At 61.9% G+C, this 13,465-nt stretch carries 11 protein-coding genes and 1 tRNA gene; 5 read left to right on the top strand and 7 right to left on the bottom strand.

Annotated features, from left to right (window positions below; translation table 11 throughout):
* Positions 1-46: 46 nt before the first annotated feature.
* The 3 genes from ABH944_RS05820 to ABH944_RS05810 form a co-directional block, all read right to left on the bottom strand.
* Complete coding sequence (locus ABH944_RS05820) at positions 47-1,453, bottom strand: PepSY-associated TM helix domain-containing protein (RefSeq protein WP_404605187.1); 1,407 nt, start codon at positions 1,451-1,453, stop codon at positions 47-49.
* A 53-nt stretch (positions 1,454-1,506) separates the two neighbouring features.
* Complete coding sequence (locus tag ABH944_RS05815; protein ID WP_404605189.1) at positions 1,507-3,930, bottom strand: TonB-dependent receptor; 2,424 nt, start codon at positions 3,928-3,930, stop codon at positions 1,507-1,509.
* Between the two features lie 103 nt (positions 3,931-4,033).
* The gene (locus ABH944_RS05810; RefSeq protein ID WP_404605191.1) at positions 4,034-4,456 is read right to left on the bottom strand and encodes a DUF2946 domain-containing protein; all 423 of its coding nucleotides are present in this window, start codon (positions 4,454-4,456) and stop codon (positions 4,034-4,036) included.
* A gap of 402 nt (positions 4,457-4,858) precedes the next feature.
* Here ABH944_RS05810 and ABH944_RS05805 point away from each other — a divergent pair.
* Positions 4,859-4,945, top strand: a tRNA-Leu gene (locus tag ABH944_RS05805).
* Between the two features lie 84 nt (positions 4,946-5,029).
* Here ABH944_RS05805 and clpP read toward each other — a convergent pair.
* Positions 5,030-5,632, bottom strand: coding sequence for an ATP-dependent Clp endopeptidase proteolytic subunit ClpP (gene clpP, locus ABH944_RS05800; protein ID WP_404605193.1), 603 nt, complete (start codon positions 5,630-5,632; stop codon positions 5,030-5,032).
* Positions 5,633-5,836: 204 nt separating this feature from the next.
* Here clpP and ABH944_RS05795 point away from each other — a divergent pair, with 204 nt between their 5' ends.
* From ABH944_RS05795 to ABH944_RS05780, 4 genes are all read left to right on the top strand, one after another.
* A complete protein-coding gene (locus ABH944_RS05795) occupies positions 5,837-6,664 on the top strand; it encodes a sigma-70 family RNA polymerase sigma factor (protein ID WP_404605195.1) in 828 nt (275 codons plus the stop codon).
* 252 nt (positions 6,665-6,916) lie between these two features.
* Complete coding sequence (locus ABH944_RS05790) at positions 6,917-7,837, top strand: transglutaminase family protein (RefSeq protein ID WP_404605197.1); 921 nt, start codon at positions 6,917-6,919, stop codon at positions 7,835-7,837.
* Between the two features lie 28 nt (positions 7,838-7,865).
* On the top strand, positions 7,866-8,669 hold the full coding sequence (locus tag ABH944_RS05785; RefSeq protein WP_404605199.1) for a transglutaminase-like domain-containing protein: 804 nt from the start codon (positions 7,866-7,868) through the stop codon (positions 8,667-8,669).
* 242 nt (positions 8,670-8,911) lie between these two features.
* Positions 8,912-9,805 carry a squalene/phytoene synthase family protein gene (locus ABH944_RS05780; protein ID WP_404605201.1) on the top strand — a complete coding sequence of 298 codons (894 nt, stop codon included), beginning with the start codon at positions 8,912-8,914 and terminating at the stop codon, positions 9,803-9,805.
* Between the two features lie 38 nt (positions 9,806-9,843).
* Here ABH944_RS05780 and ABH944_RS05775 read toward each other — a convergent pair whose 3' ends face one another.
* The 3 genes from ABH944_RS05775 to ABH944_RS05765 all read right to left on the bottom strand — a co-directional run bounded on the left by ABH944_RS05775 (position 9,844) and on the right by ABH944_RS05765 (position 13,430).
* Positions 9,844-11,061 carry a DUF1501 domain-containing protein gene (locus tag ABH944_RS05775; RefSeq protein ID WP_404605203.1) on the bottom strand — a complete coding sequence of 406 codons (1,218 nt, stop codon included), beginning with the start codon at positions 11,059-11,061 and terminating at the stop codon, positions 9,844-9,846.
* A 17-nt stretch (positions 11,062-11,078) separates the two neighbouring features.
* The gene (locus tag ABH944_RS05770; RefSeq protein ID WP_404605373.1) at positions 11,079-12,584 is read right to left on the bottom strand and encodes a DUF1800 domain-containing protein; all 1,506 of its coding nucleotides are present in this window, start codon (positions 12,582-12,584) and stop codon (positions 11,079-11,081) included.
* Positions 12,585-12,896: 312 nt separating this feature from the next.
* Entirely contained in the window at positions 12,897-13,430 is a 534-nt protein-coding gene (locus ABH944_RS05765) for a hypothetical protein (protein WP_404605205.1), read from the bottom strand.
* Positions 13,431-13,465 lie beyond the last annotated feature (35 nt).

Genomic DNA, 13,465 nt, shown 5'->3' with positions numbered 1-13,465 from the left:
CGATGCATTGATCAGACGGCCGGCGACGCGCTGGCCGTCGGCTCTGTCATCGCGTACTGGCAACTTTGCCGGGACTGAACAGCAAGCGGTCCGATATCCACACAATCAGCATTGTCAGACCCATCATCGGGAAAACGATGCCGAGTGCGGTCAAACCGCCGACCCACGCGCGCATCGGTGGATCGATAACCGGTTTCGACGGCGCGCCGATCGCCCTGCCCGGCTTGCGTTTGCGCCACATCACGAAGCCACTGACCGACATTGCCGCCAGTCCGAGCGAGATCAGCGATGCGAGAATCTGGTTCGCCACGCCGAAATAGCGCCCCATGTGCAGCGACGTGCCGTACGAAATCCATTGAGCGACGCGCCCGTAATCCGGATACGCGATGTCAGAAAGAATCTGGCCGCTGTATCTATCGATGTGCAATGTGCGTTCATCCTGCGGATCGGATGGAAAGTACGACACCGTGTACACGCCCTCGGCGGTGGTAGGCAACGCGATGTCATAGCCATCCCGGACGCCCGCCTGCGCCGCCAGCGCAACGACCTTGTCGAGGGCAATAGTGGCGTCGGCGCTGTCCGCGGTGCTGTGCGGAACGCGCGTGGCGCCCACTGCCCACGGGGTCTGCGGCAACGGCAGATCGTCCATCTTCATGCCGGCCATCGATGGATCGGCCATGTTCATTGCAGGCTTCGCGGAATGCACATGCGCCTTGCCCCACGCGCCTTGCGGATAGCCAAGCTGCGCGGACGTCGCCAACGCCTTGAATTGCTTGCCCCATGTGCTCGACCATGGGAGCCCGCTCAGCACAAAAAACAATGCGCCAAGCGCGAGCCATGCACCGCCGACCGCGTGCAATTCACGCCACCAGACACGGCCTTTCGACGACGACAACCGTGGCACGAACCGGCCACCCTTCTGACGCGCCTTCGGCCACCACAATGCAATGCCTGTTCCGATCATCACCAGCGTCCAGCAACCCGCCAGTTCCATCAGGATCTCGCCGGCCTTGCCCAGCATCAAGCCGCGATGCAAATTGCGAATCTGCTTCATCAACCGGTTCTCGACGCTCAGTCTGCCCAGCACCTCGCCCGTGTAGGGATCGAGATAGACGCTTTCACTCGATCCGGGTTTCAGGCGGAACACGAATTCGGCGCTGCGACGCGGATCGGTGTTAACAACTGCCGCGGTCGGCACGGCGCCGTGCGGTTCAGCGGCGGCCGCTTTCGCCAGCAAGGCTTGCTGGCTCAGACGCGGCTCGGTGCGGGCATCGACGATCATGCGGTCGTGATACAGCAGCGGTTCGATCTGGGGCTGGAAACAGTACAGCGTGCCGGTGATCGCGAGGACCAGCAGCAGCGGCATGACAAACAAGCCGGCATAGAAATGCCAGCGCCATAACAGCCGATGCCGCGCCGCCAGGCGGGCGTCGGAAAGAGATGCGGATTGCATATGAGGTGTCCTTCCATACGTTGACTACAGACCCAGGAGCCCCGAAACGAGCGTCAGATTCCGATCCGGCCTTCGACATAAACCGTCTGGCCCGCGTACGGATGGAACACGTAATAACGGTGATCGAAGAGGTTATCCACGCCGACGCCGAGCTCGGTTCGCTTAGTAGGACGGAAGGTGAATTTGGCGTCGACGACCGTGTATGTGCTCGTGCCGCCGTAGGTGTTCGGATTGCTATCGGTATTAGTGAGCGTGTTGTATTCGCGGCCCGAATAACGCGCGGCGATCGTGACGGCGCTCTGGCTCGTCGCGCGCCAGGTGGCGGCCATGTTCGCGCGCCACAACGGGATGCGGTAGAAGTACTTGCCCACCGACGCCGGGTTGCCGCTGTTTGCGATGATCTTCGATTGCGTGTAGGCCAGCCCCGCTGTGAGGTCCAGGCCGCGAATCAGTACGTCCTGCCCTTCGTAGCTTGTTTCAATACCCCGCGAACGCACCTTGTCGATGTTCTGAAAGTTCGTGATGTTCGGAATCACGGTGGTGTTCGTCTGGCTGAACAACGTGTTTTTTACATCGTCCTGAAACAGCGTGAATCGATATACGCCATTACCGTGTTGCCACTCGGCCGTCAGTTCCTTCGAGAGATCGTCTTCCGGCTTCAGGTTCGGGTTGTTATTGACGATCGACAAACCCGTGATCTGCCCTTGAAACAATTCGCCGACGGTCGGGAAGCGGTACGCCCGTCCTATCGATGCGCGCAGCAACAGGTCTTGCGTGACATCGAAGGACAGTGAGGCTTTCGGCGACCAGTGGCTCTGGCTGACTTCAGCGTAGTGCAGCGAGGTAGATCCCACTGCCCGCGTGCCGTCATACGCGTTCCAGTTCTCGTAGCGCGCGCCGTAGGTGAATTTCCAGCGCGGCAGGAACCGCCACGCGTCTTGCGCGTACACGGCTTGCGTCTCGGTGCGTCCGCCGAATGCGTTGGCGAATGTCGTCCCGCCGCCGTCGCGCCAGGCGGGTGTGTTGTAGGTTTCGTTGTCGAGGAAATAGTTGTCGTAGTGATAGCCGAACGACAGCCAGTGCGCACCCGGGCCGGCGGCGGGCGTGGCCGGTGTCCAGGTGGTGCGCAGGTCGAGCGTTTTCCAGCCGGTGCCATCGCCGAATGCGATCGTGCCCGCGCCATTGCCCGGCGCCCCCGAATTCGCGGTGCGTGCAATGCTCTGGGTGATATCGAAATATGACGCTACAGCTTCCGCGTTCCAGCCGGATGCGTTGCGCATTTTCAGCGACAGCCCGTACAGGAAGTTTTCGCTGGCTCCCTGGCTCGGCGCAAACGTTGCAGCAGGTACGTTGTATTCGTAGCCGCCAATATTCACGAGGCCGCTATAGACCGGGTTGCCGGTGGCATCGCGGAGAAATGACTGGGTGTCGCTGTTGTACTTCTGATGCCAGTAACCTAGCGTGAAACCGGCTTGCAAAGCAGGCGTTAAGTCATACGCGAGTTTCAGCTTGAACTGGTCCTGGAACGTGCGCTCAATCCCTTCCGATGTCACGCCCAGCACGGCAGTGCGATTGTTGTTCTGGTCGTTGTAGAAATACGCGCCGGTCACCGGCAGATCGGCCGCCTTCGCCGGTATTGCCGACGCCGCCAGCGTCGCGAATTGCAGCGGCTGGCCCGTGTTTTCCAGATGATCGACACCGATCAGCCAGGACAGGTTGCCGTTTTTATCGCCGATGGTCGCCGACGAATTCGTGCCGTTGAAACTGCGATTCACGCCGAACAGATTGAAGTGCTGGCTGAACGCCTGCACGTGGGCATCGGCTTCGAACTTCTCCGGCATGCGTGTGGTGATGGCCACCGTCGCGCCGATCGAGTTGCCGGGATACAGCGCCGAATACGGACCGTAGATCACGTCGGTGTGCTCGATGTCGTCGGCGAAAACCATCGACCAGCGGGGCGCAAACGTGAACGTATTGCCGAGGAAATTGCTGAGCAGCAAGCCATCGGCGTACACCAGCCCGCGCGCCGTTTGCGAATTGCTCGTGCCGCGCACGGCAATGGGCGAATTCACATCGCCGATAAACCGCTTGCGCACCGCCATGTTCGGCACGTACTTCAGCACGTCTTCGGGTGTGACCACGTTCCAGTATTGCGCCTGCTCGGCGGTGACTGTCGCGGTCGTGGCGGGAAGGTTCGGATCGAGCGGAGAACGCGCCATTGAAACTGCGGTGCTGGTGACAACGACCGGGGCGAGCTGGACTGCATCGGCGTCGGCATCGCGACGACCGGGTGTATTTTCGGGCGAGCTTTCCGATGTTGCAGCGGCGGGGGCGGCAAGCACAAAGGCCGGCGCCAGCAGCGAAAGCGGCAAGCAGGCATGGCGATGAAATGTGAACCGATGAAACGTGAGCGCGCGCGAACGCACGCCGGCACGGCAGCCTGATGGCTGCCGTGCTCGCTTGAGGAGCTTGAGCATCGAAGAAATCCTGAATAAGTGGACGCAGACCGTCCGGCCACGAGCGCTTAAACGGCGCACGTAATCACGGCAAACAGCCAGAACGGATCAATACGGACGAACTTCAGGAAACGACGGGCGGCGCGCGCGGAGACGCGGCGTTGAACGACTTGACGTGAACGACCTGCGCGACCGGCGCGGCGGTCTGGCGTGTGACGCGTTCGACTCCCAGCAGCGCGGCAGGCGGGGCGGACGTCAGCGGCACGTTGTGCGCCAGCAGGCCGCAATACGAACAGGCGTCGAACGAATCGGCGCCGGCCATGTGATGGCCCGCTTGTTCGTGGCTCTCCACCGCCGCATGCGGCGTGGAAGAAAGCGCGGATGGAACGATCTGCGCGAGGGCATCGGCGGAACAGATCGCCGCTTGCGGATCGACACCCTGCTGACGCGACGCCAGCGTCTGGCTAATCACCGGCGCGACAATAGCCAGCCACATGGTGGCCATGCCGAGCCATGCAACGAGGCGATTGCGCGAGGTGCGATTCATCGGGGTAACTTCAGCCGCAGACGGACAAACGAGAATGAGAGGCGATTGTAAGCACGTCGTTCGTGCCACGCAATGCGGTTCGGGCTGTCAGGCGGAAGTTTCAGGTTGTATCGACGAATCGACAGCGGATGTTCGATGTTTTGGCTTCGTCCGCATCCGGTGAGTTCTGCCAACCCTCCCGGTGAGTCCATCCGCGTGCATATTGCGCATGAAGACATTGGGCATCGATTCGGTTAGAATGCCGGGCTTGGCGCGACGCACACCCCTGTGTCGCCGGGAAATCCGCTTTCCCGAAGTTGCAAAAGCGCGGTGGATGATGGTACGAGGGGTACGAGGTGATTGGGCACGGATTGCATGTTTCCCCTCCCTCCCGAACCCGCTTTAAACTAGCCGCATAAACGCGCGTGAGTGGCGAAATTGGTAGACGCACCAGGTTTAGGTCCTGACGGCAGCAATGTCGTGTCGGTTCGAGTCCGACCTCACGCACCAAGCTGAAAACGAAGCCTCGCTGAAAACAGCGAGGCTTCGTCATTTGCGCGGCCGGTTTTTCAGCCGATGCCGCTGCCACCGGGTTCAAGCGGCTCGCTGCGTCAGCACTTCATCTATCAACCCGTACTCCCGCGCCTGATCCGCCGACATGAAATTGTCGCGGTCGGTGTCCGCGGCAATCTGCTCTACGCTCTTCCCCGTGCGCTCCGCCATGATCCCGTTCAGGCGCCGGCGCGAATACAGCACCTCTTCGGCCTGGATGGCAATATCGGCAGCCGTGCCCTGCGAGCCGCCCGATGGCTGGTGGATCATGATGCGCGCGTTGGGTAACGCAAACCGCTTGCCCTTCGCGCCCGCGGTCAGCAGGAACGTCCCCATGCTCGCGGCAAATCCGGTGCACAAGGTGGACACGTCTGGCCGGATGAACTGCATGGTGTCGAAGATCGCCATGCCGTCGTAGACCGAACCGCCCGGTGAATTGATGTACAGCGCAATGTCCTTCTCGGGGTTGTCGGCTTCGAGAAACAGCAGTTGCGCGACAACCAGGCTCGCCGTCTGGTCCGTCACCGGCCCCACCAGGAAGATGATGCGTTCGCGCAGCAGCCGCGAATAGACGTCGTAGGCGCGTTCGCCGCGTCCGGAGTGTTCAATGACGGTTGGCACGAGGCCGAGGTTGTGGGGACTCATTTCGCTGCGGTTCCTTTGTCTTTGTTTTTGCCGATATCGCCTGAGGATGGAGGCGAAGATGCATGCCTCAGCCGATATGACGCACGAGGCCGTCCATGCGTGACGCCCGTTCACGCGATATATTTTTGCCTGGGCTGTCACATTCACGTGGCGCCAGCCGTCAGGCCGTTACAGAGTGAAAGCACGTCATTGAGGGGACCTTGCATGACAGGTGATACGGATATTGATCGCGACTCGGCGCAGTTCGCCCTCTTTGAGGCGTCGCGCGCACGGCTGTTTTCGCTCGCTTACCGGATCCTCGGTGTGCGCGCGGACGCCGAGGACGTCGTGCAGGACACGTTCGTCAAGTGGCATCTGCACCAGCGCACAGCGGGGATTACGGGAGACAATGCGCTGGACACGCCCGCAGCGTGGCTCGCAACCGTCGCAAAACGTACCGCTATCGACCGTTTACGGCGTCTGAAACATGAAGCGCCGTTGCCCGGGGGTGCCGATAATTTCGACAATGTCGACGGGTTCAATGCCATCGATCACGCCCCATCGGCGCAGACGCTTGTGGAACAGGCATCGGATTTATCGTACGGAATGCGCCTCGTGCTCGACCGGCTGTCGGCGGAGGAACGGGCGGCGTTCCTGCTGCGCGAAGCGTTCGAGGCGGACTATGCGAGCATCGCGAAGATCCTCAACCGGAGCGCCGCGCACTGCCGGCAAATGGTGCATCGCGCGAAAGACCGGGTGCGTGACGATCGGAAAAACAAGGACGCAGCGCATACGGTCCATCGCGAGGACGCAATCGAGCCCGCAATCGAACGATTACTCGATGCCATCGCGCGCCAGGATGTCAGCGCGCTGGTCGCGTTGACGCTTGCCACGGCGCCGGAGTTTGCTCCAGTTGCGCGGGTAGCGGCGGCAATCGCCGAGCAGCAGGCTGCCTTGCTGACACACGCATTGATCGCGCGGCTGCGGATGGGCCGCATTGACTTGCGCCCGACCGTCACCGCCGAGCGCGCGTCCTCCCTCGTGCTCGCCTGACGCTTTCGTGCATATGCCGCGGTCCAGCGGCGGGAAAACACCTGCGCGGGGCCGCCGGCCAAGCCGCAAACGAATTCTTTCGCTCGAACCGTCTCGTGTATCCTGAAAACTGGTGCCTGGAGAGTCCAGCCACCTCGATCAAGGATCCACAATGGCTTTCAACCACCAGGCCGCGACAGTCGCGGTAAGGTCGCGGAGCAGGCTCACCAGCGGCCTTCTGCCTGTTGGTCTTCGCTTAAGCGGTGGCATCAGGTGAACGAGCCACAACGCTTTACCGTCCGGCACACAAGCGTCTACCGGTATTCGGAACCGGTGGATTTCGGCGAACATCGAATGATGTTCCGGCCGAGGTCCAGCCACGACCTGCGCCTCGTCACCATGCAGTTGAAGATCACGCCGGAACCGGCGCGCCTGCGCTGGCTGCACGATATCTTCGACAACTCGGTGGCCGTCGCCACGTTCGATAGCCAGGCAACGGAGTTGGCGTTCGAAAGCGAAGTCACACTCGAGCATTTCGAAGCGCCGCACCCGGACTACGCGCTCGAGCGCTACGCCGCCACGTTTCCTTTTGCGTATACGAATGAGGAAGCATCGGACCTCGTCAACGCGCGCAACCGGCCGGAACCGGATGGCGACGTCGATGCCTGGGCAAATCGTTTCGTCACGTCCGGCGAACCCATGGGTACGATGGCGCTGCTGCGCAAGATCAACCAGGCGATCAACGACGAGTTCAAGTACGTCCGCCGCACGGAAAAAGGCGTGAATCGTCCCGCCGACACGTTGCGCCTGCGCACCGGCAGTTGCCGGGACTTCGCCGTGTTCATGATGGATGCGGTACGCTCGCTGGGCCTGGCCGCGCGGTTCGTCAGCGGCTACATCTTCGTGCCAGAACTGGACACCCCGCTGGACACCCCGCTGGACACCCCGCTTGACGCCGCGCGCGACACCACGCGCGGCGGTGGCGCGACCCACGCGTGGCTGCAAATTTATCTTCCCGGCGCTGGCTGGGTCGATTTCGACCCGACCAACAGCCTCATTGGCAACCGTCATCTCATCCGCGTCGCGGTTGCATGGGACCACCATCAGGCCCTCCCGCTATGGGGAACCTGGAACGGCGAGCCCGGCTCGTTCCGCAGCCTCGACGTCGAGGTCAGCGTGACCGAAAACCGCTGATGTCCTCTTCCATAGAAAGGCCACTCCCATGAAACTCCGCGTTGGTTACGAGCTGGTCTACGAGTGTCAGCAGCCGACACCCATGCTTCTCATGCTGAACACGCATTTTTCGTTCGCGCCGCAGGTCCTGCTGGCCGATCTGCTGGTGGTCAATCCACCGGTGCCGATCTCGCAGTATCGCGATGGCTTCGGCAACCTGTGCAGCCGGATTGTCGCGCCCGAGGGCCAGATAGCGCTGTCGACGTCGGCATTGCTCGAGGTGCCGGCGGAATTTGAAAAACCCGGGCCGGATGGCGAACAGCATCCGGTCGAAAACCTGCCCAACGAATGCCTGGTATTTTTGCTTGGCAGCCGATATTGCGAAACCGACCTGCTGTCAGACTTCGCGTGGAAAACGTTCGGCAATACGCCGCTGGGACGCCCGCGAGTACAGGCTATCTGCGACTTCGTGCATAACCACATTGTGTTCAACTACGCGCACGCACGGCCGACCAAGACCGCGTGGGAAGCCTTCAACGAGCGTCAGGGCGTATGCCGCGACTTCGCGCATCTGGCTGTCACGCTGTGCCGCGCGATGAACATTCCGGCGCGCTACTGCACGGGATATATCAGTGACGCCGGCATGCCGCCGCCTTATACCGCGATGGATTTCGCGGCGTGGTTCGAGGCTTTTATCGGCGGAACCTGGCAGACCTTCGACGCGCGCAACAACGTCCCGCGAATGGGCCGCGTGTTGATGGCGCGAGGCCGCGATGCCGCCGACGTCGCAATCAGCAATACGTTCGGTCCCACCAAGCTGCTCAAATTCGATGTGATTTGCGAGGCGCAGTAACAAGCGCATTTACTTCGGATATCTAACCGAGATCGCGCCACGCGGAACAGGCCCGCACCACCGCGTGCCGGCACCTGTTCCGCCCCGCCTTGCAGCACATTCCCATCCGGGGGATAATTCAGCTTGAACGTCGCGTATATGAGTCGGCGCAGCGAGCCGGATTCATGCTGCACCGAAAAGAAAATGCCGCATCCTCCCTTACCTGTCCAGTCTCCAGAACACGTGCGAGCCATTGAGTTTCAATGGCTTTTTTTCTGGGCTGGACTGATCGGCTTACGCCGTCATCACCTTTCATTGCCGTGAACTTCGACGACTACTGCCAGCAAAAAGCCGCGCCCGATGGCTCCAGCACGTACTACGCCCTGCGCCGTGCGCCCTCTGCCAGACAGCCGCTTCTGACAGCGTTCTACGCTTTGCGCCGGGAGCTGGAGGACACCGTCAAGGAAACCAGCGACCCGACCATTGGCCGCACCAAACACGCCTGGTGGCAAAAGGAACTGGCCAGCCTGTTTGGCGGCGAACCCGCCCATCCTGTGACGAAGGCGATCGCCGCGCATCGGGCGGACACCCCGGTTCTCGACGAGCAAGGGCGGACATCGATTGAGAACCTGGTCGACGGCTTCAGCATGGACCTCGATCAGGCACGGTATCTTGACTGGACGGGTTTGCGGCGTTATCTGGACAACGTCGGCGGCGCGTTTGCCCTGATCGTTGCCCGCGCGAGTGCACGCCGCCCGGATGATGCACCGGGCTGGGCCAATTCGCTTGGCACGGCGTTGATGCTGGCGGAGCGTATAGCGGAAGTGGGCGACGACGCGCGCCACGGCCGCATTTATATTCCTATCGATGAAATGCAGCGCTTCAACGTGACCGCGGCCGATCTCATCAACCGCAAATACAGCGATGCGTTCACTGACCTCATGCGCTTCCAGACCGGCCGGGCACGCGAAGCGCTCAAGCAGTCACTGGACGCGATCCCCCCGGACGAGCGCGCGACCCAGCGCGTGCTGCGGACGCAAGCGGCTTTATCGCTGGCCTTGCTCGACGAAATAGAACGCGAAAACTTCCAGGTACTCCATCAGCGGATTGCGCTGACACCTATCCGCAAACTGTGGATCAGTTGGCGCGTCCGATAAGTCCGGCTGGGTCGCTCCGCTTCCTGACGCGCCTTGCCTCAAGCCCGCAGCAACGGCAGCGTCTCGAACTTCTGCCCGAGGACCGCGGTGGAATTCATTCCCCACCAGGACCCAAGCACGGTCGCGTACATCTGCCTGAAGTCCACGCCCACCGGCAAATTGCCGTTCCCGTCCAGCCTTGCCAAGTCCGGCGCCACACCATGAAGGCCGCCATTCACTCGGCCGCCCATCACGAAATGCGGTGCGACCGTGCCGTGATCCGTGCCGTTACTCTGGTTCTCGCGGGGCCGCCGGCCAAACTCGGCATAGGTCATGATTAGCGTCTCGTTCCATCGGCCCAGTTCGACCAGCGCCGAGCGCATCGCAACCATTCCCTCCGATAACTGCTTGAGCAACGCCGCCTGCTGACCCGGCTGGTTCTGATGGGTATCGAACCCATTGAGCGTCAGGCGGATCACCGCCACGCCCTGCCCCGTCTGCGGCACGCCGGCAGGGGTATCGGTGGCGGCGAGCACTTGCATGGCCGTCTTGATCGAGGTGCCGAATGCACCACCCGGAAATTGCGTCTTGAGCGCGAACTGGCCGGCACGCGGACGCAGCCGGTCAGCCGCTTTCACGATCTCGTTTTCCACATTCAGGATATGCGCGAGCGCGGGATTGCGTTCCTTCAGCGATATCGGCGTCGCAAGCCGCGCCTGTTTCTCGAACTGCGCGGGATTCACGAGTGCGACGGCACGTGCGCCGTTCGCAAGCGGCCCCATTTCAGCGCTACCGATCACCACGGCGTCGGCAGCGAATCCTGCCGGCACGGGCTGCGCGCGGAACGTGCGCGTGAGCCAGCCTTCGTGCAGATATTGATCCGAGCGCGAGCCGGTATCCCAGATCTCGATGGACCGGAAATGCGAGAGATTCGGTTGCGGATAACTGACGCCCTGCACGATCGCGAGTTGCCGGTCCTTCCAGAGCGGCATCAATGGCTGCATGGCGGGATGAAGACCCGTACGCTGGTCGAGCTGGATGACCTGTTCGCGCTTGATGCCGATCCCCGGACGCAATGTGGCGTATGCGGGGTCGGAGAACGGAATCACCGTGTTCAGGCCGTCGTTGCCGCCCTTCAGTTCGACCAGGATCAGGACGTTGCCGTACCCGCTCGTACGCATCTCGACCGGATGCGGGCTCGCTGCGGCGAATGCCGAGGGCGCAAGCGCGAAGGCGCCGGCTGCACCGGTCATCGAGAGGAAGTCGCGTCGGTTCATGGGGCCGCCTATTTCGCCTATTTCAACTGGTACGCAGGGTCCATCAGCAAGGCCCGCAGATAGGCGCTGCTGGTGACGTCGGGTTCGATGGCGTCGGCGGGAGAGACCGCCAGCACCGCGCGCTGCAATTGCAATTGCATCGACAGGTTGGGACGGGCGTCCGGTGTCGTGTTGTATTGCGCGAGCCATGCATCGAGATCGAAACGCAAACCCGCATGCGGCCGCTGCATCGCTGCAGGTTTCATGGCGGCGGCTGTCATCATGTTCGGCGTTGGACCTGACATCGAGCCTGGCATAGCGCTCGTCTTCGCATTGGCCGCCGCGGGACGCACGCCATGCGCTTCGGTCGCGCGGAACAGCTGTTCGATGAACTGCTTGCGCGCGAGCAGCGTGGTGCTGTTGATCCAGTTTTCACCGCCCGGCCAGCCCTTCACGTTCGGGGGATAAAAGAGATTTTCGCCGAAATTGCGCACCTGGGCGGCGAGCGCTGTTGTGTCCTGATCGCCATAACCCAGATCGAATCCGCGCACGGCTCCGACCACGAATTCGGCCGGCGACTTGACCAGCACGCCCCGGTTGCGCTCATCCCAGAACGGCTCCGATAAAAACAGGCCCCGTAACGCTGTCTTGATGTCGTAGTGCGACTCGCGAAAGCGCTCGGCGATCGATGCTATCTGAGCCGGGTCCGGCGTATCGGAAATAAACTCGCGCCACAGTTCGGTCGTGATGAAGGTCGACGTTTCCGGTTGAGCCAGGAGAATGTCGAGAACCTGGTCGCCATCGAAATTGCCCATCTTGCCGAGGAAGGTCTTGTCGCCGTCATCGTGGATCTTCGGATTGAATTGATAAGCCAGCGTATCCGGATCCAGCGTCCAGCCGGTGTAGGCCCGCGCGGCTTCGGTTACGTCACGCTGTGAGTAATGTCCCTCGCCCAGCGTGAACAGCTCCATGACCTCGCGTGCGAAGTTCTCGTTTGGCCGGCCCTTGCGGCTGCCGGCGCCATCGAGGTATTGCAGCATGGCCGGATCTTTCGAGACCGCGTGGAGCAAGTCGCCGAAATTGCCGAGCGCGTCGCGGCGCAGCAGCGCGTTCTGCCGGAACATGAGCTGCGGATAGTGAGTCTTGTCTTCGCCGGAGGGAAAATGATCGTGCCAGAAGAGCGTCATGCGCTCGGTGAGCGGCGAGCGCGTGGTCACCATTTCCCGTACCCACCAGCCACGCAACTCTTCGTAGCGACGGCTTTGTTCGCGCTGGTCGTCACGACGCTCGTCCTGCGTCCACGCACGCCGCACTTCAACCGATGGGATTGGCTCCGTGACCCACGCGGGAGGCGGGGTTGCGGCTTCGGTTCGGGCGCCTGCGAGCAATGTATCGACAGCCCGCTCGCGAGTCATTCCAATGTACGGGGCGACCTCGATCGCGTCTGCTTCGAAGCCGGTGCGGGTTAGCAGGAAGCGGGCGTCGGTGGCATCGAGCGGATCGGCATCGACCGCCGCCGCTTCCGTCCGATGCACATTGCGCATCCGGCGCGGAGTGTTGTTTTGCGCTGCCTGAGCCGTCAACGCGCTGGTTAGCATCAAACATAACGCGATGAACAACGCGGCAATACTCACACCGCGCCCACGCCGATCCGGCGAACCGGGGGCAACGTGAAAGTCAGGAAACCTGGAGGGTTGCATTGAGGAGCGAATCCGGTGGCCGCGCTATGTCAATCAACGGCGCGCTAGCGGCGCCCGTTGACCGCCGTTACCACTTCGGCATCCGGTTAGAGCCGGAAGGCCGCTGGCCTTGGCCGGAAGTTTGGCCTCACACCGGCAAAGGGCTTGCGCCAAGCCTCAGCGCTTATAGAGGTCCCTGACCGCTTCCTCGATATGCTGGCGCAGCAGCCGCCGCTCATCCGCGGTCATCACGCCGTGCCGCGGCGGCCGCTCGGGCGGTTGCGGATCGCTTTGCGGCGCGGGCATGGCCGGCATGGCAGGTTGCAGTTCGCGATTGCCGTTGAGCGGTTTTTGCATCCGATGCTGAGCGCGCATGAAGCCGCCATCGAAGTGCTTCTTCGGCCGTTGCGAGTTGAAATCGGAACTGTCGCTCTCCGGACTCGAATACCGGGACGCAGAGGAAGAAGAGGGAGATGAAGACAACGACGAATCAGGACGATCGAACGTCGACGAACTGCGATTGGAGGATTGTGATGGTTGCGCAAGAGCGGTGCGCGCGGCAAACACGGCGTAAAACGCGCTAGCGATCAGCGTTAGTCGGATGATGCGCTTGGTGCGCACAGGTATGCGCCGCCGCGCTCCCTTCATGTTGTTCCCTTCGTTGCTCGACAACCGGACAGTCTCAGGCTCTTTGGCGTGCTTGCGTGTCATGCCAGAATTGACGGTTAATGCCGCCATGATACTGA

Source organism: Caballeronia udeis (genome assembly GCF_044909315.1).
Lineage (GTDB): Bacteria > Pseudomonadota > Gammaproteobacteria > Burkholderiales > Burkholderiaceae > Caballeronia > Caballeronia udeis_A.
The sequence above is the reverse complement of the archived record's forward strand: the minus strand, read 5'-3'. Positions and strand labels throughout refer to the sequence as shown.

Bases quoted from the DNA above. Each gene is read 5' to 3' on its own strand.
- ABH944_RS05770 (WP_404605373.1), bottom strand. From the start codon at position 12,584: ATGCGCAATGTGCATCGGACGGAAGCGGCGGCGGTCGATGCCGATCCG.
- ABH944_RS05815 (WP_404605189.1), bottom strand. From the start codon at position 3,930: ATGCTCAAGCTCCTCAAGCGAGCACGGCAGCCATCAGGCTGCCGTGCC.
- clpP (WP_404605193.1), bottom strand. From the start codon at position 5,632: ATGAGTCCCCACAACCTCGGCCTCGTGCCAACCGTCATTGAACACTCC.
- ABH944_RS05780 (WP_404605201.1), top strand. From the start codon at position 8,912: ATGGCTTTTTTTCTGGGCTGGACTGATCGGCTTACGCCGTCATCACCT.
- ABH944_RS05795 (WP_404605195.1), top strand. From the start codon at position 5,837: ATGACAGGTGATACGGATATTGATCGCGACTCGGCGCAGTTCGCCCTC.
- ABH944_RS05775 (WP_404605203.1), bottom strand. From the start codon at position 11,061: ATGAACCGACGCGACTTCCTCTCGATGACCGGTGCAGCCGGCGCCTTC.
- ABH944_RS05785 (WP_404605199.1), top strand. From the start codon at position 7,866: ATGAAACTCCGCGTTGGTTACGAGCTGGTCTACGAGTGTCAGCAGCCG.
- ABH944_RS05820 (WP_404605187.1), bottom strand. From the start codon at position 1,453: ATGCAATCCGCATCTCTTTCCGACGCCCGCCTGGCGGCGCGGCATCGG.
- ABH944_RS05810 (WP_404605191.1), bottom strand. From the start codon at position 4,456: ATGAATCGCACCTCGCGCAATCGCCTCGTTGCATGGCTCGGCATGGCC.
- ABH944_RS05765 (WP_404605205.1), bottom strand. From the start codon at position 13,430: ATGACACGCAAGCACGCCAAAGAGCCTGAGACTGTCCGGTTGTCGAGC.